Source organism: Flavisolibacter ginsengiterrae DSM 18136 (assembly GCF_059568575.1).
The window spans coordinates 68,058-91,876 of record NZ_JCANTR010000012.1 but is presented as its reverse complement, the minus strand read 5'-3'; the positions used below and the strand labels follow the sequence as shown (position 1 = coordinate 91,876).

The window sequence follows — 23,819 nt, the reverse complement described above, 5'->3', positions numbered from 1 at the left end:
TCCTTTATAGCGCAAATACAACTTTCCACAATACTAATCCTTCAAGATTTAAAACTTATGATACCTCAACTACCTTTTCTTTTCTAAGTACACTATAAGCAACTATAGCACTTCCCATCAACAATATAGAGCCCAATAAAAATGGAGCACCTGAAAAATGTATGGGGGCGCCGGGTTTAGTAAAGTAGGCAAACAGGTTGGTCATCACCAGGGGTCCTACAATAGATGTTGCGCTGATCATACTGGTAAGGGCACCCTGGAGCTCGCCCTGTTCCGTAGGAGGCACATGCCCCGCCAGGATGGCCTGCAATGCCGGTCCGGCAATGCCACCCAGGCAATAGGGCACCATAAAGACAAACATCATCCAGCTTTTATCGGCAAAAGCAAATGCCAGCATCCCAATGGAATAAATGGCAAGGCCTATGTACACACTTTTTTCATTACCCAATTTTGGATTGATATAACGAATCAATCCTCCCTGCACAATCATGGTCATGATACCCACCACTCCCAGTGACAAACCCAACATTTGCTCCGACCAGTTAAAACGCTCCAGGTTAATAAAGGTCCATGTGCTTTGAAGCGCATGTGCAGCGATATATACCAATACCATGGACCATATCAGTCCTATTACCGAGGGATATTTTTTTAGATGCAATAAGGAACCTAAAGGGTTTGCCCGCTTCCAGTCAAAGCCCCGCCGGTTCTCTTTGGAAAGCGATTCAGGAAGAACGAAATAACCATAGGCGGCATTGAGCAGGGAGAAACCGGCAGCTACAAAAAATGGAACACGGATACCATAATGCGCCAGTAATCCACCCATGGAAGGGCCGATGATAAAGCCCAAACCAAAGGCGGCGCCTAACAGTCCAAAGTTTTGCGCCCTGTTTTCAGGGGTGCTCACATCTGCAATGTAAGCAGAGGCTGTAGTAAAGCTGGCGCCAGTTATCCCGGCAATGATGCGGCCCAGGAAGAGCCACCAGATAGTGGGTGCAAAGGCAAGGAAAAGGTAGTCTATACCAAATCCCATAAGTGACAGCAGCAACACAGGCCTGCGGCCATATTTATCACTCAGGTTACCAATGATAGGGGCACAAACAAATTGCATGATGGCATAAGCGAAGGTGAGCCAACCACCCCATTGTGATGCCTGGCTGATGGTGCCGCCTGTAAGTTGTTCAATCAGCTTGGGCAAAACGGGAATGATCAATCCAAGGCCCGTTACATCGATCAGTAACGTTATAAAAATAAAACTCATTGCGGCCTTACGGGGTTGGTTCATACAGTTGGCTTAAACAGGTGCAAAGTTGGCTTTTTTGTTTTAACGGTAAAATGCCGGGCCGGTTATACCTCTTAAAATTCGGTAACAAAATGTATTTACCGGTAAATTATAGCACCTGGTCATGTGACGGGCCTACCTGCATTAAAAGAAATTGTTCCAGGTCAGCGATACATTTCTATTGGACAGTATTGCTTAACTTGATCGCAAATTAACCACATGATACCGGGTTTAAGAAAAGAGTATAATGAACGGTTCACCAACGAAAAGTATGAAGCCTTTATAGAAGATCTTTCAAATATCTACCCCGGCCACCTGGAATTCAGAATTGCTGAAACCCCTGTATTCATACCAAAGGAATTTACCCAAAAAATGCATTCAGCCTGTGAAAGCATCATCGATATTATATCAAAGCCTTCTTACCGGGACCAAAGCGAAAATGCCATACCTGCAAGTCTGTATGTTCCTAACGAGGATTCTCACCCGCAATTCATCGCATTTGATTTTGGTATTTGTTATAATGAACAAGGGGAACTGGAACCGCAACTCATAGAAATGCAGGGTTTCCCTTCCCTGTTTGCCTGGCAGGTATTTGTTGCGGACACACACCAAAAACATTTCGAATGGCCAAAGGATTTCAGTCCCTATCTCAATGGACTGGACAGGGAAAGTTATTTGGCCCTGTTACAAAAGATCATCATAGAAGATACCCCGGTGGAAAATGTGATACTGCTGGAGATCTTACCGCACCAACAGAAAACCCGTGTTGATTTTTACGCAACGAAAGAATTGTTGGGAATAGAAACGGTGTGCATTACAGAGCTGATCAAAGAAGGAAGACAATTATTTTATTTACGCAATGGTGAAAAAACACCTGTCAAACGAATCTATAACCGGGTGATCTTTGATGACCTTTTTCAACAGTCTGCCGAAATACAGGATAAAGGGAAAATATTCCAGGAAGAACTTGATGTAACATGGGTGCCGCATCCCAACTGGTTTTACAGGCTAAGTAAGTACACCTTACCCTTTATTGATCATCCCTACGTTCCACATACCCAGTTCCTGGATAAGCTTTCAGACCTGCCTGTTGACCTTGAAAACTATGTGGTGAAGCCGCTGTTCTCCTTTGCGGGACAGGGTGTGATCATTGATGTGACAGAACAAGATATTCAAAACATCAAAGACCCTGGAAACTGGATCATTCAGCGAAAGGTAAATTATGCCCCGGTTATAGAAACACCCGGTGAAAACGCGAAAGCAGAGATCCGCCTTTTTTACTTTTGGGAGCCTGGAGCTGATAGACCCGTTGCTGCCAGTAACCTGGCGCGACTGAGCAAGGGCAAGATGGTAGGTGTAAGGTATAACCAGGATAAGAATTGGGTGGGCGGAAGTTTTTGCCTGTTTGAAAAGTAACAGGTTACTATAAGTGGGTCCATATTATTGGTTAACCAGATCAAATAGCTGCAGACAATGAGAAAAATATTGTTAGTTGGATGTTTACTGTTTTACACTGCTGCGCATGCACAGTTAACCAAAAAGATAGAAACGGACCGGCCAGACCAGACAGAAAGTCCCTACCTGGTTCCCAAAAGATGGTTTCAATCTGAAACCGGGTTTAATATAGAGAATGAAAAGGATGGCAGCAAGACCTTTATCCATCCTACCATGCTGAATAAGTATGGCATCAGTAACAGGATTGAACTCCGGCTGATCACAGAATATGTAACCGAGCAATCTCCCCTTATCATTCCTTTTGGCAACCGCACTGTAACCGGCTTGCAACCGATACAGGTGGGTGGCAAGATCGCTCTTTGGGAAGAAAAAGGTTTGATACCAAAAACCTCCCTAATAGCCCATACTTCCATTCCCAAAGCAGCTTATAAAGAGTTCAGGCAACCTAAATGGGGGCCCAACTTCAGGTTTACCATGCAGAACAGTTTATCTGATAATGTTTCATTGGGTTATAATATCGGTATGGAATGGGATGGTGAAGAAGATGGCTCACCCAGTTATATTTATACACTGGCTCCAGGTTTCAACCTGGGTGAAAAATGGTATGCTTATATAGAATTATTTGGCTTTCTTAATGCGGACAATCATCCGCAGCATAGCGCCGATGGAGGCATTGCGTACAATTTTTCAAATAATGTTAAGGCGGACATATCCGGTGGCTTTGGGATAACAAAAAACACTTCACTTAAAAACTATATCGCCATTGGTTTTTCCTTCCGGTTGCCTGTTGGCCGATCAGAAAAGAAATGAATATTGAGCCATTAAATAAAAAACCCCGCAACTGCGGGGCTTTTAAATTTATCAGGATTTTTTACAACAAGCTTTTGTGTCGCAACTGCTGTCCTTGCAACAGCTCATATCTTTTTCGCACTTGCCATCTTTCATGCATTTGGCATCCTCGCATTTTTTATCATCACAACAAGAAGTAGCAGCAGTAGCAGCTGTTCTTTCATACTGGCAACATCCATCAAGTTTATTATAATCTTCCTCAGTTGCTTTGAAGTTTGGGGTATCATACCCGGCTTTAGCCACAGCCTGCTGGATCTTAGCTGTATTGGAAGATGAACTGTTATATTTTACAGTCAACACTTTGGAATCAACGTCCCACATAGCATAGCTGGCACCGGCAGCTTTTGCAGCTTTTTCAATTTTCTTTTTGCAAGTGCCACATTCACCCGAAACAGAAAATTTCTCTGATTTGGTTTGGGCTACAGCCATAAAAGAAAAACAAAGGAAAAGGAAAGAAAGTAATAGGAATTTATGCGTTTTCATTTTGATTGATTTTGATAGTGTAATAAGTTTTGTTTTGTGATAGATAATTTAGCCTGGGGTTCAAACAAGTCCGTCTTAAATACGGAAAACGCAATTGGTAAGATAAGTATCCTGTTTATTTATAGGAGGACTATGAGCAATGGGATAATTGGTTTGACCTGTTTTACTTACAGGGACCATTACATAAGTAAATAGCGTTACAATGGCTGGTGGCAGAGAAGGAATTTCAATGGTGGTGTTTGGAGTTACATGTGATGTTTGAATTTTCACAATTTTGACATCATCCCAACAGCAATGACCTTCTTTATGCATACCACACCGGTCACATGTATCTGATGTGGTTTCTCCGAGCTGCGCTGAATTCAACTGGTCCATACAGTAATGAAGGCTTACAACAAAGCCAGTACTCATTACAGCATATACAACAAGCATTATGGTGGCCAGCAAGTTTTTCATTACTGTAGTAAAGATAATTAGCCTTTTGAAAACCCGAAACCCGGAAAGGTTAAATCTGGGTTTAGGCTATACTACTTTATCAAAATAATAATCAACTGGTAATCAGTTAATAAAGCTCCAGTAAATGCCAAAGCGGGTGATCATTCCAGGTGTGGGATAGCCAGGAGCGGCAAAATCATTATTGGTAAAACCAAAGCCATTGACTGTGGATGCTGTATTCAGGTTCTCAAAACGCAAAAAAGCTTTAAAGCTCCTGATGCGGAAATTGAGATATAGATCAATCCTGGGGTTATTATCTATGGTAATGGAATCCTGGTAAAAGAACTGGCCCAGTATGGGTGAATAATTATCCGCCTTATACGGGGTATGGTACCGCACCTCTGTACCAAAAGCAATATTAAGGTGTGGAAAACCGAGGTTACCTTCATAACCAAACAAGTTACGGGTGTAAACAGTTGGGAAATGAATATCAGCAGCACCGGTTTTTTGTTGAACATACACTTGTGTATGCCATTTCCAGCGACGGCCTATATTAAAAGTTTTAAGTGCATTGATGCGAAGCACGTTGAAAAGCGTGGCTTCCTGTTGCAGCTTATAAAAATCAGTGATGTACAGGTAATTACTGATAAGGTAATAATCAGCACTCAACTGGATGCGAAGCCTGGGCTGAAATACGGAGCCAAAGAAATGCAGCGTATTTTCCTTTGTAAATGATTTTGCAGGATCATCGAGGTAAAAATTACTGGAGCCATTGTAGATAAAGGGTGGCGTACGGTTAACGTTTTCAAAGCCCACCTGCAAACTTCCTACGTTGGGACTGATTAACCGCTGCAGGCTAATGTAAGCATGGTAATCACCGGCATTATAACCATTGAACCATAGCTTGCCAAAGGCGGCAATATCCCATTTCAGGTTTTTTGTGGTGTTGCGGTATTCACCATGGCCCATCACATTATAAAGCGATCTTGATCTTTTAAGCTCCCCATTCAATAGTTGTAATTCTGCGCCGACCTTAATGAATTGCTGCAGATTTTTGACATCCGGGAATTGGTAAATGGAAAAATCATTGGTTATTTCCCGCCACTGATCCTGGAACTTAATAAAACTGTCGGTGGTAGGAAAAATGATATTATACCTGCTTGCATAATAGGCGGAGTCTGGGCTATTCCGCTGATCGGCTGAAGACACAGGGAGGTCCTGGAAGATATACCGGTACTTACCATAGTTTATGGTGTGTTCAAAACGCACACGGGGGAAGAACAATGGAATAACCGTGGAATCGGTGACCAGTGAATCCTTCTTTCCAAAATCGTATTGTTGTCTTAATAAGAAGTTGGTTTCGTTATACCTGTTGCCAGTATAAATAGTTGTATTAAAAAAATTGGTGGCAAAGCGTGGATCTCCACCAAGGAATGTTGGGATGGTGTACCTGTCAGCAGAATACACAGGATCATGCAGATCACTGGTGCGTTGAATACCCCCGCTTTCCTGGGATTGTAATTTATTAGATACTATAACGAAATAGTTATTGTATCTCTTGGATGGCGCCTGGTACCAGGAGGTGAACTGGTAACTGTTATGGCTGGTCTTTTGATTACGAAATGTGCCCGGTGCACCGATCATCCGGTATTGAAAGCTGGCACTCCAGTAAGGCTTCAGGTTTTGAGCGAGTAGCAGTTCAATGATCTGTTCTGCCCTTGTGGCGATATTATAGGAAAGCTGGGTATAAGGTTTCGTTGTATTAAACAAACTGGCTGTTTCCACCTTGTATTTATAAACATCGAATGCATGAAAGCCGGGGTCCCACCCTGCCCGCAAATTCGGCGCATATAAAATGGAACGTGTAGCGGTACCGGTATTACCCAGATAAATATGGGTGGCCGGCACAGGATAATAATTACTGTAATCAAGGATGGAAGAATCGAGGCGGTGTGCACGGCTGGAATCGAGATAATAATAACTAAGTGTAAGATGCTCTTCATCTTTACTCCTGCTGCGAAGACTGTCACCACCGGGACCACCGGAAGACCCGGTTCCTCCAAGGTTTCCTATGCGCCTGGTGATACCTTCCAGGGCACCTGGCCTTTGTGCATGTAAAAAAGTACATGACAGGGAAATCATGAAAAAGAAGAAACCTTTATAAGCGACAGCTTTTTTCAAGTTGTATTATTATGCTATAGAAGTGATCAATGCTTTAAACAGCGCAGAAAACTTTGGTTCAGCCTCTTTGGCAGCATGCAGTACTTCCTCATGCGTTATGACATTGTCTTCTTCCCGGATACCTATGTCCGTTATAACACTCATGGCAAATACATCCATACCAGCATGTACAGCTGCGATCACTTCCTGGACCGTGCTCATACCTACAGCATCGCCACCCAATACATGGATCATTTTATATTCAGAACGTGTTTCAAAGGTAGGGCCGGTCACCCCAAAGTACACACCTTCCTGCACTTTGATGTTCAGTTGCTCAGCCAGTTGCTTAGCTTTTGAAACAAGGGATCTTTTATAGGGTTCACTCATATCCGGGAAACGGGGTCCCAGCCTATCGTCATTTTCACCTATCAATGGATTCCTGGCGGCAAAACTTATATGATCCGTAATGATCATCAGGTCACCCACTTTAAAAGATGGATTTACACCCCCGGCTGCATTGGATATAAAAAGCGTCTGTACCCCCAATTGTTTTAATACACGGATTGGGAATACTACATCCAAAGCATCATAACCTTCATAAAAATGAAATCTTCCGGCCATTGCAATAACCGGTTTGCCTGCAATAGATCCAAAAATTAATTTCCCATGGTGACCCTTTACAGTGGATACCGGAAAATGCGGTATGTCCTTGTATTCTATTTCCTTATCTACTTTTAATTCCTGAACGAAATCTCCAAGGCCACTACCCAGAATTACGGCTGACGTGGGCTTATTTGTATTGTATTGTTGTAGAAAGCTGGCGGCTTCTACAATTTTATCAAAATGATTCATTCAGGCAAAGATAGCCGTAGCATGCGAAAATGAATTCTTATAAAGAATACAATATTCTGCAGATCCCGGAGACGCTAACATGTAACCGTTAAGTGTACTAAAATTACAGGCTGTGATCAACCTGCGTATTATGGATGCTAAGCTATTGCAAACCTGTTGATGGATCTGCCAGGTGAGGAATGCACCCGGAGTTCAGCAGTATAACTTATAACGGAGCTTCTTCTTCTATGATCCTTTCAGCAATAAGCAGGTCTACCGGCCGGGTGATCTTAATATTATTTTCTTCTCCTTCCACCAGTGATATTTTTAACCCATAAGCTTCAACCACCGTGGCCTCATCTGTAAATCTTTCCTTATAGTCTATACCAAAGGCTGGCAGCAAAATTTTGCTATGAAAGGTCTGCGGTGTCTGAACCATAACTATACGATTGCGGTCCAACACTTCATTATCATTTTTTTCTTCATTTAAAATGCGGATACTGTCACGGGCATGAATTACAGGCACGGCACTACCCATTTTTAAAGCATGTTCATAACAACGTTGGATAAGATCCGGGCTAACAAGGCAACGCACTGCGTCATGCACAAAAACTATTGCTTCGCCCTCCACCATTCTTAAACCATTCTGAACGGAATGAAAACGTGTTTCGCCACCCAACCCGATCAATATCCTGTCATAATCAAAATAGGCATCAATGATCTCTTTACCCATATCTGCATATTCTTCGGGTAATACAAGGATTATCCGGAGATCATCATAAGTTTCAAGGAAGGTCTTGATTGTATAATAGAGAACTGGTTTATCATTAAGTAATAAAAATTGTTTTGGAACTGAACTGCCCATTCTTTTCCCTGTTCCACCAGCAACGATAACGGCATATTTTTTCATGAGCTTTCTTTATAAGAGGCCACGATTTCTATTCACAAATGGCCCCTGTTCTACCCGCAAAAGAAGGAAAAGGGAGCGACATTTTGAAAGAAAATAGGTAAACAGGAAAAATTTGCATTTTTTGGTTTAAGATGTCCAATTCCCGGGAAAAACGAATTCGGCGGCAGTTATTAAAGATTTACTTCCTGTCAATCAACTCTTTACTTACCTGTAAATAGCCAGTTCTTTATATCCTTCATTATTGCGGGCTGCCCGGTACATTCCCAATGAATTAAACTGCATGCTTATATTACCAAAAGCATCCACACCTATCATTCCTCCCTCTCCTCTCATTTTCACCAGTTTATCATTTACAACTATATCCATGGCTTGCTGAAGGGAACAATTCCTGTATTCCATTAAACAACTCACATCGTATGCTGCCACGGCCAGCAAAAAGATCTCGCCATGGCCGGTACAGCTAATAGCACAGGTTTTATTGTTGGCATAGTTGCCACTACCAATAACAGGTGTATCTCCTATCCTGTTATAATTTTTATTGGTCATGCCCCCGGTACTTGTTGCCGCAGCTACATTTCCTGAGGCATCACGCGCTACAACACCTACGGTTCCAAACTTTTTATCCTTCATCAGTTTTTCTATACGCGGGTCATTGTGATCCAGGGAGGTTACTTCCTGGTCCCTTGCCAGCTTCCATTGATCATATCGAAACTGGGAAAAAAAATAATCTTCGGGTTCTATCTCAAGTCCGCGGCTCAATGCAAAATCTACAGCACCTTCCCCACTTAAAAAAACATGCTCACTGTGGCTCATGATCTCTGCTGCCAGTCGTATGGGGTTTTTGATGCTGCGCACACAGGTCACTGCACCTGCCCGTAATGTGCTTCCATCCATGATGCAGGCATCCATTTCATGAGAACCAGATCTTGTAAATACAGATCCACGACCGGCATTGAAAAGCAGGTTGTTTTCCAGCAGTTCACACCCTTCTGCAACGGCATCAATTGCTGAACCGCCTTTATCAAGAATAGCATAACCGGCATTCAATGCCTCTTCCAGGCCACGGAGATAGGCCTGCTCCAGTTCCTCAATCATATGCTCCCTTATAATAGTACCGGCACCACCATGAAGCGCAATAGCATATTTAGGCATATGAGATCAGTTTTATAAAAGGCAAGAGAGCATCAACAAATTTCAGACCTTTCTGTAGAATTTGGAAGAGAGAAGATTTAATTGGTTAACAGCAGTTCGCATTCATGCATTAGCCGATCCTTATTGATGGCAACAGTACCCACTTCCTCGCAAACCAGGCCACCGGCAATGTTAGCCACCTCGGCCATCAAACGCACATTGCCTGTAGCAGCATATACGAGAGCAGCAACAGCAATGACGGTATCACCAGCTCCTGAAACATCAGCGACAGCCCTGATATGAGATGGGATAATCTCTGAGATTATTTCATCGCTATAAAACACACCTTTTTCGGAAAGTGTGATAAAGGAAATTTTATGATGCAGCAGGTGAAATAATTCAGCATGTATATCCTTCAACAATTCAAAGTTGACATCTGTAAATAAAAAATTGAGCGCTTCTTTAGCTTCTTTGAGATTGGGTTTGAAAATGGTAACGCCCTTGTAATCGAAAAAGTTCTTCCTCTTAGGATCAACAGCCGTGATTATACCTTCCTTTTTACATATTGATATGATAACCTTTATAACAGCCTCAGACAGCACACCCTTATTATAATCTTCCAATATGACAACATGAGGCTTTTCGTCACTGACAAAAGCCTCGAATAACTCAACCAGCTTAATTTCATCTTCCCTGCACAGATCCCGTGTGATCTCGGCATCTAATCGCATCATTTGCTGATTACGACTTATTACACGTGTCTTATTAGTAGTAATCCGGTCACTGCTTTTGATGCAATATCGTGTGCTGATGTGGTGCTCATCAAATAACCTGTTTAACATTTGTGCATCTTCATCATCACCTGTTACAGACAGTACAAAAGGAGTAGCTCCCAGGGACTGGATATTCAGCGCTACGTTACCTGCACCCCCGATCCTGTATTCCTTTTTTTTCATGGCAACTATAGGAACAGGAGCTTCAGGAGAGATACGATCCACTTCACCCCACATATAGGTGTCAAGCATAACATCTCCAATTACACCGATCTTAAGCGAAGCAAATTGCTGAAATAGTTCCTTGAAGTTTTCCATGTACTTTTTATACGGCCTTATTTTGGCGTGCCAAAGCAACGAAATAAATAGGAATTCCGAGAAGCACTATGATTAAACCTGGCCAGGTGAACTCAGGTTTATAAATGATCAGGAGGATGCAAAACGCCAACCCCATGATTATGTAAAGTATTGGCATCACAGGATATCCAAATGCCTTATATGGCCGTTCAATATCAGGTCTTTTTTTACGCAGTATAAAAATACCAAGGATAGTAAGCATATAAAATACCACTACCACGAAAGAGATCATATCAAGTAACTGGCCATAACTTCCACTCAGGCTCCACAAACAGGCTGCAATACATTGAATCCACAAGCCGATAGCCGGAACTGAATTCCTGTTTAGATGCCCTGCCTGTTTAAAGAAAAGTCCATCCTGTGCCATTGTATAATATACCCGGGCACCTGCGAGAATAAGTCCGTTATTGCAACCAAAAGTGGAGATCATGATCATCAGTGCGATCACAATTGTCCCGGCATTTCCAAATATGGCATGAGAAGCAGCCACAGCTACCCTGTCTTTATCCGCAGAAGCAATTTCCTGCAAAGGCAAAACAGCTGTGTACATAATATTTGCTGTTACATAAATAATGGTAACTACGAGAGTTCCCAGGAACAGGCTCAAGCCAATATTTCTTGAAGGCTTCTTTATTTCACCGGCAATAAAGGTTACATTGTTCCAGGCATCACTACTGAATATAGAGCCAACCATGGCAGCAGCAATGGCACCCAACGCTGCAGCAGTGGTATATGATCCTATGGCCCCATCAGTGCCCAGCTTATGAAGATTCCAGGCATCAGTCCAGTTGGCCTTCCAGATATCACCTTTTGCCATGATAAGTCCAAAGGCGATCAAACCAAAAAGGCTCAATAGCTTGGTGAGCGTAAAAGTTGTTTGAATGAGCTTACCATTCCTGACGCCTTTTGTATTAATAAAAGTCAGTAAAACAATAACTACAATTGAAAGTAATTGGGCAGGAGAAATAGTTCGGAAGCCGAGGTCAATGGCTACAAGGTTCTCGCTTAATTGAGGAATCAAATAGGCAGTAAACTTGGCAAAGGCCACTCCTACAGCCGCAATAGTAGCCGTTTGAATGACAGCAAAGAAACTCCATCCATATAAAAATCCCACAAGTGGATTATAAGCTTCTTTAAGGTACACATATTGACCTCCAGCCTTAGGGAACATTCCACTTAACTCACCATAACTCAAGGCTGCCGTGATGGTCATGAAGCCCGTTATCAGCCATACAGCTACTAACCAGCCTGCACTTCCCACATTCCGTGTAATATCAGCACTTACAATGAATATCCCGGAACCTATCATAGAACCTGCCACGATCATTGTAGCATCCAGCAATCCCAATGATCTTTTAAAAGACTTCTCTTCAACAACAATGTTTTTAGCAGTCTCCAATTGTACTTCCATTAACAGCAATTTTTTCCAAGATAAGTATTTGAAATCAGATTGGAAATGAAAATACCACCTCTCCATTTAATGCACTGCACTGGTGGGATCAGCCCCTTGTGTCTTTAATGCAAAAGCCCCGGAATTCCGGGGCTTTTTATAAATTAATAGGGAATTATTTCTTCTTTGAATATTGCTCGTTCAAACCTTTTACCAGGTCTGCGGTTATATTAAACATAGTATCCCGGTAGTATATAAATCCAGGTTCGTAAGCGAAGATGTAAGAGTAACCTTTGGATTTATTGTATTCTTTCAGAAAGTTTTCAATTTTCACCTTTACATCCTGCATTTTCTGCATGTACAGATTCTGATATTTCTGATCCAGCTCCTGCTTTTTATTGCGGATCGTTTCCTGCATCTGCAACATATCCCGGTTAGCATTTTCAGACTGCACCTGGTTCATTTGTTGCGCCTGGCTCTGGTACTGTTGCAACTTATCATTATATCTTTTCTGCCACTGGTTCATTTCTCCATTCATTTTTTCTTCCTCGCGGTTTAAGTCAGATTTAATATCCTTGACCATGGAAAAAGAATTGGTAATAGAATCCAGTTCAAAATAAGCAATACGAAAATCATTTCCAGCAGGGTCACCCTTAACTGTGGACTGGCTCAATACTCTTTTTTCCGATTTACCATTTGAAGAGAAATGCAGATAAAAAAGAACACCCACCAGGACCAAAAGAATAACATTGAAAATGAGTAAACCGTTCTTCATGCTTATTTTTTTGCAAAATAACATATGATACGATGTGAACGCAGAAAAAGGAAGGTGATTTGTGAAACACTTAACTAATGTGGTTTTCAGATAATTAACCAATGCAAGCATCGTTGTTGCAACCTTAATTTATCAGGCAACAGATACTGATGAAGTGCCATGATTACATACAAGCAAACTAAAAAGTACAATAGGTAATGAATAAAAAAAAGGAGTGAGAAAATCTCACTCCTTAGTCTATTTTACTAAGAGGTATAAGTTATTCTTCTTCGTCAAATGCCATAGCTTCCTTAGCGGTTTGCAGCAATTCATATTCTTCCTTGCTACCTACTATGATATTTTCAAATTCACGAAGACCAGTACCTGCAGGTATCAGGTGACCTGTGATCACATTTTCCTTCAATCCAAGCATATCATCTGTCTTACCTTGAATAGCGGCAGAAGACAATACTTTGGTTGTTTCCTGGAATGATGCTGCAGATATCCAGCTTTGAACACCCAGGGAAGCCTTGGTAATACCTAACAGTGTTGGAGCAGATGTTGCCGGTGATGCGTCACGGTATTCTACCAGTTTCTTGTCGTTACGACGAAGGATGGAGTTTTCTTCACGCAATTCACGAAGGCTAACGATCTGGCCTGCTCTCAACTTAGTTGAATCACCTGGTTCAGTAACAACTTTCTTATCAAAGATGTAATCGTTTTCCTCTAAGAACTCAAACTTATCTGTTAGATCTTCTTCAAGGAATTTAGTATCACCCGGATCGACGATAGATACTTTACGCATCATTTGACGTACAATCACTTCAATGTGCTTATCATTGATACGCACACCCTGTAAACGATATACTTCCTGGATCTCATTCACAACATACTGTTGTACTGCGAATGGTCCCTGGATGGCCAGGATATCCTGTGGAGATATCTGTCCGTCTGATAATGGAGAACCAGCTTTAACGAAGTCACCATCCTGAGCCAGGATCTGGCGCGTTAATGGAACCAGGTATTTTTTGGTCACACCATCTTTCGCTTCAATAATGATCTCACGGTTACCACGTTTAACTGCACCCATTGTAACAACACCATCAATTTCAGAAACGATGGCAGGGTTAGATGGATTACGTGCTTCAAACAATTCTGTTACACGTGGAAGACCACCGGTGATATCTCTTAATTTACCCAGGACACGTGGGATCTTCACTAACACCTGGCCGGCTCTTACCTCTTCACCATCTTCAGGGATGATATGAGAACCGGTTGGCAGGTTGTATGATTTCCTTTCTTTACCTTCTACGATAATGGAAGGGATCTTTGTTTTATCACGGGTTTCAATAACCACTTTCTCACGGTGACCTGTTTGCTCATCGGCTTCTTCACGGAAGGTGATACCTTCCAACACGTTTTCAAACTTCAATGTACCATTGATCTCGGCAATGATCACATTGTTGAATGGATCCCATGTGCAAATGATCTCACCTTTCTTCACCTGCTGACCATCTTTTACAGATAGTGTAGCACCGTAAGGAATGTTATTGGTAATTAATAAACGGTCATTCTTTGTATCCATGATACGTGCTTCACCTGTACGACCAATAACAACCTGGATCTTATCTCCATCATTGTTGGTAGTAGTAACAGAACGCACACCATCAAACTGGATAGTACCATCAAACTTCGCTGTCATGGTAGATTCAACTGCTGCTGAACCAGCCACACCACCCACGTGGAAGGTACGAAGTGTCAACTGTGTACCCGGCTCACCAATGGACTGGGCTGCAATGATACCAACGGCATCACCACGCTGTGCCAGGTAACCTGTTGCCAGGTTCTTACCGTAGCATTTCACACAGGTTCCACGCTTGCTTTCGCAAGTAAGAACGGAGCGGATCTCAACAGTTTCAATTCCAGCTTCCTCAATTCGGTTAGCAATGTTGTTGGTAATTTCTTCACCAGCACCAACCAGTAATTGATCGGTAATAGGATCATACACATCATGAAGGGACATACGTCCTTCAATACGGTCTGACAATGGTTCTATGACATCCTCATTATCTTTTAATGCTGAAGTAGCAATACCTCGCAGTGTACCACAATCTTCTTCTGTAATTACTACGTCTTGTGAAACGTCAACCAGACGACGGGTAAGGTAACCGGCATCGGCTGTTTTAAGAGCCGTATCGGCAAGACCTTTACGGGCACCGTGTGTAGAGATAAAGTAATCCAATACATTCAATCCACCTTTAAAGTTGGAAAGGATTGGGTTTTCAATGATCTCAGAACCAGTAGATCCGGATTTTCTCGGCTTAGCCATCAATCCTCTCATACCAGCCAACTGCTTGATCTGCTGTTTGGAACCACGGGCTCCAGAATCCAGCATCATGAACACAGAGTTGAAGCCCTGCTTGTCTGATGCCAGCTCACGGATCAATGTTTCCGTGATACGTGTATCAACACGGGACCAAATGTCAACGATCTGGTTGTAACGTTCGTTGTTGGTAATAAGACCCATGTTATAGTTCTCCCACACTTCTTCAACTTCTCCTTTGGCATTATCCAAAAGTTCCTGCTTGATCTCGGGGATGATCAGGTCATTGATAGAGAATGACAAACCACCCTGGAAGGCTGTGCGGAATCCTAATTGTTTGATATCATCCAAAAACTTAGCAGTCTTTGGAATATTTGTAATAGTAATGATGTCACCGATGATCTCACGGAGATTCTTCTTTGTTAAGAGTGCATTTACAAATCCAACCTCTTTTGGAACAAACTGGTTGAACAACACACGACCAACGGTAGTATCGATCAGTTTATGGGAAAGAACGCCATCATCAGAACGAACATTTGTTTTCACCTTGATCCATGCATGCAGGTCAATGGTTTTTTCATTGTAGGCAATGATCACTTCTTCCTCACTGTAAAATGCCTTTCCTTCTCCGCGAACCTTTTCTGTCTCAGTGGTCTTTTTACCTTTTGAAATGTAATACAGACCCAATACCATGTCCTGAGAAGGAAGCGTGATTGGCGTACCATTCTGAGGATTTAGAATGTTATGAGAAGCCAACATCAACAATTGGGCTTCCAGGATAGCAGCGTGGCTCAAGGGAACGTGAACCGCCATCTGGTCACCATCAAAGTCGGCGTTGAAGGCCGTGGTAACTAAAGGGTGAAGCTGGATAGCTTTACCTTCTACCAGTTTAGGCTGGAAGGCCTGAATAGATAAACGGTGCAGTGTTGGAGCACGGTTTAACATTACAGGGTGTCCTTTCAGAATATTTTCAAGGATATCCCAAACAACAGCTTCCTTCTTATCTACCAGTTTACGGGCAGATTTCACTGTTTTTACGATACCTCTTTCAATTAATTTACGAATGATAAATGGCTTGAATAATTCTGCAGCCATATCCTTTGGCAAACCACACTCATACAATTTCAGCTCAGGTCCTACCACAATTACGGAACGACCAGAGTAGTCAACACGTTTACCTAACAAGTTCTGACGGAAACGGCCTTGCTTTCCTTTTAAAACATCGGAAAGAGACTTCAGTGCACGTCCACCTTCAGCTTTCACAGCGTTTGATTTACGGCTGTTATCAAACAAGCTGTCAACAGCTTCCTGTAACATACGCTTTTCATTTCGCAGGATCACCTCAGGAGCTTTGATCTCCAGCAAACGTTTCAAACGGTTGTTACGGATGATCACACGACGGTACAAATCGTTCAGGTCAGAAGATGCAAAACGACCGCCATCAAGCGGAACTAATGGACGTAATTCCGGTGGAATAACCGGTATGTATTGCATAACCATCCACTCAGGACGGTTAGAAATTCTTGTTTGTGCATCACGGAAAGATTCAACTACTGACAAACGCTTTAACGCGTCGGCCTTACGTTGCTGAGATGTTTCAGTGGCAGCTGCATTACGCAGGTCAAATGATAACTGGTCAAGATCGATTCTTGCCAACAGGTCATGAACTGCTTCAGCACCCATTTTAGCAATGAACTTATTTGGATCTTCATCAGGCAGGTATTGGTTATCTTTTGGAAGTGTGTCCAGGATATCCAGGTACTCTTCTTCCGTTAAAAGATCACCATAATTCTGGCCTTTGTCAGCACGAATACCTGATTGAATGACCACGAAACGCTCGTAATAGACGATGGTCTCCAATTTCTTGGAGCTCATTCCGAGCAGGTAACCAATTTTATTAGGCAGGGATTTGAAATACCAGATGTGCACTACGGGAACCACCAGTTTGATGTGTCCCATACGCTCACGACGAACTTTCTTTTCAGTAACCTCTACTCCGCAACGGTCGCAAACAATGCCTTTGTAACGAATACGCTTATATTTTCCACAAGCACATTCGTAATCTTTTACTGGTCCAAAAATCCTTTCGCAAAACAAACCATCTCTTTCAGGTTTGTAAGTACGATAGTTAATGGTTTCAGGCTTTAGCACTTCACCAAAGCTTTTTTCCAAAATACTATCAGGAGAAGCTAATCCGATGGTAATTTTTGAAAATTGTGGTCTCGGACGATTATCTCTTTTATTAAAAGCCATCTTTATTTAATATTTAAGATGTAATGTTTAAAATTTTGAACAAGGTTGTGACCGATATAAGAAGAAAGACATTCCGACCCCATGGTACGGAATGTCTTTATTATATTAATCGTGGAACTTAAGATCTAATCCTAATCCTCTCAACTCATGCACCAATACATTGAATGACTCAGGGATACCGGCACGAGGCACGTTCTCACCTTTTACAATTGCCTCGTATGTTTTGGCACGACCGATGATATCATCTGATTTGATGGTTAACAGTTCCTGCAGGATGTTGGACGCACCATATGCTTCCAATGCCCATACTTCCATCTCACCAAAACGCTGACCACCAAATTGTGCTTTACCACCTAAAGGCTGCTGAGTGATCAAGCTGTATGGCCCGATACTCCTTGCGTGCATCTTATCATCCACCATGTGGTGCAGCTTGATGATATAGATGATACCAACCGTAGCTTTCTGGTGGAAACGATCACCCGTTTCACCATCATACAGGTAGGTATGACCGAAGGTTGGTAATCCTGCCTCTTCAATGTTTTTAGCTATGTCTTCAACAGAAGCACCATCGAAGATTGGTGTAGCAAAGCGAAGACCTAATTTCTCTCCTGCCCATCCAAGAACAGTTTCATAGATCTGTCCAAGGTTCATACGGCTTGGTACCCCAAGTGGGTTCAATACAATATCAACCGGAGTTCCGTCTTCAAGGAATGGCATGTCTTCCTGGCGAACGATCTTGGCAACAATACCTTTGTTTCCGTGACGTCCTGCCATCTTATCACCCACTTTCAGCTTACGCTTAACTGCGATATAAACCTTAGCCAGTTTCAATACACCTGCTGGTAATTCATCACCAATTGAGATATTGAACTTCTCTCTTTTATATCTACCTAATTCTTCGTTGTATTTGATGCTATAATTGTGCAATAAAATATTGATCTGGTCATCAACCTTAGCATCGCTGGTCCAACCCAATGGGTTGACATTCATATAGTCGATCTGGGCTAAATTCTTTTGTGTGAATTTGGCTCCCTTGCCAATCAATACTTCACCAAAGTTGTTGCTAACACCTGCAGAAGCCTTTTCTCTTAAAAGCATTTGCAGTTTATCAAGCAAAACTTCCATCAGGTCAGATACATTCTTCTCATGGATCTTATCCAGTTTCTCCAATGCTGCTTTTTCACGAACCTTGGCGTTCTTATCTTTCTTGGCTCTCTGGAATAACTTCTTAGAGATCACCACACCTTCTACACCATTTGGAGCTTTCAGAGATGCATCCTTTGCATCACCAGCCTTGTCACCAAAGATGGCACGCAATAACTTCTCTTCCGGAGTTGGATCAGATTCACCTTTAGGAGTGATCTTACCAATAAGGATATCACCTTCCTTAATCTGTGCACCAATGCGGATGATACCATTTTCATCTAAGTCCTTCGTTGCTTCCTCAGAAACGTTTGGAATATCCGGAGTTAATTCCTCTTCTCCCAGTTTAGTATCACGTACCTCCAGTTCATATTCAGAGATATGAACAAAAGTAAACATATCTTCTTTTACTACTCTTTCAGAGATAACGATAGCATCCTCGAAGTTGTACCCTTTCCATGGCATGAAGGCCACTTTCAGGTTTTTACCCAACGCCAGTTCACCATCTTTAGTAGCGTAACCTTCCGTTAAGAAATCACCTTCTTTTACTACCTGGCCTTTCTTTACAGCAGGCTTCAGGTTGATAGAGGTTTCCTGGTTGGTTTTAATGAACTTGGTTAGTTTATACACCTTCAGATCATCTTCAAAAGATACCAGTCGCTGTTCTTCATTACGATTGTAACGAACATGAATTTCGTTGGCATCTACAAACTCAACCACACCATTACCTTCTGAGTGGATCTGGATACGCGCATCACGTGCAGCTTTGCCTTCCAGACCAGTACCTACAATAGGTACATCTGGACGTAACAATGGAACTGCCTGGCGTTGCATGTTTGATCCCATCAGCGCACGGTTGGCATCATCATGCTCAAGGAATGGAATTAATGAAGCACTCAAACCTACGATCTGGTTGGGTGCAACGTCCATATACTGAACTTCGCCTTTATCTAAAATTGGGAAATCACCTGTTTCACGGCTTACGATCCTGTCTTCAACAAAGTTTCCTTTGTCATCGAGCGGAACGTTTGCCTGTGCGATCTTAGCCAGGTCTTCTTCTTCTGCGCTAAGGAAAGTAAGCTGCTTCATGTTCACCTTTCCGTTTTCAACTTTACGGTAAGGTGTTTCAATAAAGCCCATCTCGTTGATCTTGGCGTGAACGCATAAAGTAGAGATCAAACCGATGTTTGGACCTTCCGGAGTTTCAATAGTACACAAACGGCCATAGTGGCTGTAGTGTACGTCACGAACCTCGAAACCAGCTCTTTCACGACTTAAACCACCTGGCCCGAGAGCTGAGATACGACGCTTATGCGTGATCTCTGACAACGGGTTGGTCTGATCAAGAAACTGTGACAACTGGGATGTACCAAAAAATGAATTAATAACTGATGAAAGCGTTCTTGCATTGATAAGGTCAACCGGCGTAAACACCTCGTTGTCCCTTACGTTCATTCTTTCACGGATGGTACGAGCCATACGAGCCAAACCAACACCGAACTGAGCATATAATTGCTCACCCACAGTACGAACACGACGGTTGGACAGGTGATCAATATCGTCTATTTCAGCCTTACCATTGGTGAGGCGTACCAGGTATTTGATGATCAGAATGATATCTTCCTTGGTTAGGGTCTTTTGCTCAATAGAAGCATTGAGGCCTAATTTGCGGTTGATCTTATAACGACCCACTTCGCCCAGGTCATAACGCTTGTCTGAGAAGAATAATTTATCGATTATACCTCTTGCCGTTTCATTATCGGGAGCGTCAGCACCACGTAACTGGCGATAGATAACCTGAACCGCTTCCAGTTCAGAGTTAGAGGTATCTTTATTTAAGGTGTTATATATAATAGCATAATCTCCACCAACGTCTTCTTTCTGAACAAATACAGATTTGATATCCATTTCAGAAATGGTATCAATTGCTTCTTCATCAAGAATAGAATCACGCTCGAGGATCACTTCGTTTCTTTCGATAGAAACAACCTCACCGGTATCTTCATCAACGAAATCTTCAACCCAGCTTCTTAAAACACGGGCAGCCAGACGGCGGCCTTCATATTTCTGAAGAGATTTCTTGTCTCCTTTCACCTCATCGGCCATTCCGAAAAGCTCAAGAATATCTTTATCTGTTTCATATCCAATTGAACGTAACAATGTTGTTACAGGGAACTTTTTCTTACGGTCAATGTAGGCATACATTACATTGTTGATATCGGTAGCAAATTCCATCCAGGCACCTTTGAAAGGAATAACCCTTGCGGAATAGATCTTTGTACCGTTCGGGTGAACTGACTGACCAAAGAATACTCCAGGAGAACGGTGAAGTTGTGAAACAACTACACGCTCGGCACCATTGATAACGAATGTACCACGAGGTGTCATGTAAGGGATGTTTCCAAGGAAAACATCCTGAACGATTGTCTGGAAGTCAATATGCTCTTCGTCGTTACAGCTCAGGCGAAGCTTAGCCTTCAGAGGTACAGCGTACGTTAATCCACGCTCCATACACTCTTCAATCGTGTAACGGGGAGGATCAATAAAGTAATCCAGGAACTCAAGAACAAAGATGTTTCGGGTGTCAGTGATAGGAAAGTTTTCCTTAAATACACGGAACAAACCTTCAACGTTTCTTTTGTCGGGAGTGGTTTCTAACTGGAAGAACTCTTTGAAAGACTGGATCTGAACAGCAAGAAGGTCAGGTGTATCGGCTATATTTCCAATTTTACCGAAGTTGACCCTTTGATTCAATGTTGTAGGCATATGATTAAAAACCGGTTTAATGTTTATTGACGGGCAAATCGATTTCAGGCCTTTACTTCCTAAGATGTAAACGCTTTGAAACTGAACTATTTAAGCATGAATTGCGACGTCAAAATGTTTTTGGCCAAAACTAAAGGACTGCAAAAGTAAGGATTTAAGCTACACCAACAAGGTTTTTTTCCTCTCAAAGATTAAGCCATTTTGTATTTTGGGATAGCTTTAATACATTGTAACTTTTTGGCATGTTTTGGAAAGATTTTGTAAAAGATTACCTCATTTTTGGAAAAAAAGACCGGGTTGGTGCAATTGCAGTTTTAGTTATTGTCGCAGTAATTTATGCTCTTCCACGAATTTTTAAACCTAAACCTGACCCAAACTTTGTCAAAGTATTACCTGTGATGGTAAAAGGAATCGACAGCCTGGAAAAAAATGAGGAGAATGCTCCTGAATCCAATAAAGGCTATGTTATTAATCGAAAATTTGAGAAGCAACCAGGATTCATCGAAGCTGAACTTTTCCAATTTGATCCAAATACCATAAGTCTTGAAGGATGGAAAAAGTTAGGCTTGAATGAAAAAACCGCTAAAACAATTATCAAATACAGAAGTAAAGGCGGCAAATTTTACAGGCCTGAAGATCTTACCCGTATATGGTCACTGCCCCAGGGTTTTTATGAACGGGTTAAGGATTTTATGAATTGTGAATCTGTAAGGGCAAAATATGATCAGGCTAATTTTGTAAGGGTTAATACAGCCTGGAAAAAAGAGATATCTGTAGTAGAAATTAACCAGGCTGACTCTACTGCCTATATTCAATTGCCTGGAATTGGTACCCGACTCGCACAACGTATTATTAATTTCCGAAATAAACTTGGAGGCTTTTATTCAATAGATCAAATAGCGGAAACCTATGGTCTTCCGGATTCTACTTTCAAAAAAATAAGAAACTACCTGAAATATGAAACAGGTGTAAAAAAAATTCCACTTAATGAATGTACTAAAGAACAATTAAAAGTTCATCCCTATATAAGGTGGAACCTGGCAAATGCAATTATTGAATACAGGGATCGTCATGGACCCTACAAAAAAGTGGAAGAACTTAAAAATATTGTCCTGATAAATGATTCTACCTTTTCTAAAATAGCACCTTATCTTAGTTTATAATTTCGGAAGGCATGCAATTATCCATGCAAGTCTGCAGAAATATAAAGTATCAAAAATAATTGGCAGGTATTGTAAATAGTTGGCATTAATTTTTTATAATTAAATTGAATTCTGTCATTTAAAAGCCCCCTTTCCATAAACAACCTAATCATGTTGAGTACCTTATTGAATATTATTTTCGGGATCATTTTTGTGTATTTTTTTCTATCTGTACTTTATTTGTTCATTCTTTCTATCTCAGGGAAATTTTTTTATAAAAAAAACAAGTTTCCTGCAACTGCACCATCAAAAAGAATTGCTGTTTTTGTTCCTGCTTATAAAGAGGATGGTATTATAGTATCAACAGTCCAAAGTATGCTAAGGCTGGATTATCCAAAAGAATTATATGATGTTTATATCCTGGCTGATTCTTTTCAAGAAAAAACATTAATTGAATTGAGGAAACTCCCAATAGAAATCATCGAGGTGAAGTTTGAAAAAAGTACAAAGGCTAAAGCATTGAATGTAGGCTTTAACAAGATCAGCAAGGACTATGACATCGCACTTATTTGTGATGCTGATAATGTGCTTGCAAAAAACTTCCTTAAGAAAGTAAACAATGCATTTAATGCAAATGCCAGGGCGGTTCAGGGCCAAAGGGTAGCAAAGAATATGGATACATCCTATGCCATTTTGGATTCATGCAGTGAGGGCATAAATAACCATATTTTCCGTAAGGGCACTAATGCTGTTGGTCTCTCGTCTGCAGTAATTGGTTCTGGAATGGCATTTGAATACAACATAGTTAAAAAGGTATTAAGCGAAATCCATGCAGTTGGAGGATTTGACAGGCCCCTGCAAATTAAAATTGTAGAACAAAAAATAAAAATTGAGTACCTGGAAGACGCTCTTGTTTTTGATGAAAAAGTTGATTCTTTACATGCCTTCCAACAACAAAGAAAGAGATGGTTATCCAGCCAGTTTGTGTATTTGAAGCAATTCTTTTTCCCTGGCTTCAAACAACTATTAAAAGGAAATGTAAGTTACTTCAACCTTGCAATTGCTAATAACCTGGTGCTTCCAAGAGCCTACCTCATATTACTTTTACCGCTACTGACACTTGTAACATTATTTTTAAATTCTGGCTGGTTTATTTATTTTCTCATTGCCGGTCTTTTATATTTTGTTACACTTGCGGTTGCTCTGCCTTCCGAGTTAGTGAATAAAAGATTGTTTAATGCTATATTAAAAATGCCTGAAGCTGTTGTAGCGATGATTATGACAGCGTTCCAAATGAAAAATGCCAATAAAACATTTATTCATACGGTGCATACTAAAACTGAAGTAAGTAATACATTATACAACCAGGGTACTGAATAATCAGT

At 41.5% G+C, this 23,819-nt stretch carries 16 protein-coding genes; 4 read left to right on the top strand and 12 right to left on the bottom strand.

The window, feature by feature from the left end; genetic code table 11:
• Window positions 1–55: 55 nt before the first annotated feature.
• Window positions 56–1,282, bottom strand: coding sequence for a TCR/Tet family MFS transporter (locus tag BP74_RS13640; RefSeq protein ID WP_496374903.1), 1,227 nt, complete (start codon window positions 1,280–1,282; stop codon window positions 56–58).
• A 216-nt stretch (window positions 1,283–1,498) separates the two neighbouring features.
• Here BP74_RS13640 and BP74_RS13635 point away from each other — a divergent pair, with 216 nt between their 5' ends.
• Together BP74_RS13635 and BP74_RS13630 are read left to right on the top strand one after the other, a co-directional pair.
• Window positions 1,499–2,695: a hypothetical protein gene (locus BP74_RS13635; protein WP_496374902.1), complete on the top strand. Its 1,197-nt coding sequence runs from the start codon at window positions 1,499–1,501 to the stop codon at window positions 2,693–2,695.
• Between the two features lie 57 nt (window positions 2,696–2,752).
• On the top strand, window positions 2,753–3,544 hold the full coding sequence (locus tag BP74_RS13630; protein WP_496374901.1) for a transporter: 792 nt from the start codon (window positions 2,753–2,755) through the stop codon (window positions 3,542–3,544).
• Window positions 3,545–3,595: 51 nt separating this feature from the next.
• Here the strand turns inward: BP74_RS13630 and BP74_RS13625 are convergent, their stop codons facing one another.
• From BP74_RS13625 to rpoB, 11 genes are all read right to left on the bottom strand, one after another.
• Window positions 3,596–4,066, bottom strand: a complete 471-nt coding sequence (locus BP74_RS13625) for a cation transporter (protein ID WP_496374900.1) — start codon at window positions 4,064–4,066, stop codon at window positions 3,596–3,598.
• Window positions 4,067–4,141: 75 nt separating this feature from the next.
• Window positions 4,142–4,522 (bottom strand): HYC_CC_PP family protein, encoded by a 381-nt coding sequence (locus BP74_RS13620; RefSeq protein ID WP_496374899.1) that lies wholly within the window; start codon window positions 4,520–4,522, stop codon window positions 4,142–4,144.
• 102 nt (window positions 4,523–4,624) lie between these two features.
• Complete coding sequence (locus tag BP74_RS13615; protein ID WP_496374898.1) at window positions 4,625–6,682, bottom strand: putative porin; 2,058 nt, start codon at window positions 6,680–6,682, stop codon at window positions 4,625–4,627.
• A 9-nt stretch (window positions 6,683–6,691) separates the two neighbouring features.
• A complete protein-coding gene (locus BP74_RS13610; protein WP_496374897.1) occupies window positions 6,692–7,513 on the bottom strand; it encodes a purine-nucleoside phosphorylase in 822 nt (273 codons plus the stop codon).
• Between the two features lie 205 nt (window positions 7,514–7,718).
• Complete coding sequence (locus BP74_RS13605; RefSeq protein ID WP_496374896.1) at window positions 7,719–8,402, bottom strand: 2-C-methyl-D-erythritol 4-phosphate cytidylyltransferase; 684 nt, start codon at window positions 8,400–8,402, stop codon at window positions 7,719–7,721.
• A 204-nt stretch (window positions 8,403–8,606) separates the two neighbouring features.
• The gene (locus tag BP74_RS13600; protein ID WP_496374895.1) at window positions 8,607–9,554 is read right to left on the bottom strand and encodes an isoaspartyl peptidase/L-asparaginase family protein; all 948 of its coding nucleotides are present in this window, start codon (window positions 9,552–9,554) and stop codon (window positions 8,607–8,609) included.
• 77 nt (window positions 9,555–9,631) lie between these two features.
• The gene (locus BP74_RS13595) at window positions 9,632–10,624 is read right to left on the bottom strand and encodes a bifunctional heptose 7-phosphate kinase/heptose 1-phosphate adenyltransferase (RefSeq protein WP_496374894.1); all 993 of its coding nucleotides are present in this window, start codon (window positions 10,622–10,624) and stop codon (window positions 9,632–9,634) included.
• 7 nt (window positions 10,625–10,631) lie between these two features.
• Window positions 10,632–12,074, bottom strand: a complete 1,443-nt coding sequence (locus tag BP74_RS13590) for an APC family permease (RefSeq protein WP_496374893.1) — start codon at window positions 12,072–12,074, stop codon at window positions 10,632–10,634.
• A 154-nt stretch (window positions 12,075–12,228) separates the two neighbouring features.
• Complete coding sequence (locus tag BP74_RS13585; protein ID WP_496374892.1) at window positions 12,229–12,828, bottom strand: OmpH/Skp family outer membrane protein; 600 nt, start codon at window positions 12,826–12,828, stop codon at window positions 12,229–12,231.
• 259 nt (window positions 12,829–13,087) lie between these two features.
• Window positions 13,088–17,383, bottom strand: coding sequence for a DNA-directed RNA polymerase subunit beta' (gene rpoC / locus BP74_RS13580; RefSeq protein WP_496374891.1), 4,296 nt, complete (start codon window positions 17,381–17,383; stop codon window positions 13,088–13,090).
• A gap of 105 nt (window positions 17,384–17,488) precedes the next feature.
• Window positions 17,489–21,292, bottom strand: coding sequence for a DNA-directed RNA polymerase subunit beta (gene rpoB / locus BP74_RS13575; RefSeq protein WP_496374890.1), 3,804 nt, complete (start codon window positions 21,290–21,292; stop codon window positions 17,489–17,491).
• Between the two features lie 242 nt (window positions 21,293–21,534).
• Here rpoB and BP74_RS13570 point away from each other — a divergent pair, with 242 nt between their 5' ends.
• On the top strand, window positions 21,535–22,455 hold the full coding sequence (locus BP74_RS13570) for a ComEA family DNA-binding protein (RefSeq protein ID WP_496374889.1): 921 nt from the start codon (window positions 21,535–21,537) through the stop codon (window positions 22,453–22,455).
• Window positions 22,456–22,605: 150 nt separating this feature from the next.
• A complete protein-coding gene (locus BP74_RS13565; RefSeq protein WP_496374888.1) occupies window positions 22,606–23,814 on the top strand; it encodes a glycosyltransferase family 2 protein in 1,209 nt (402 codons plus the stop codon).
• Window positions 23,815–23,819 lie beyond the last annotated feature (5 nt).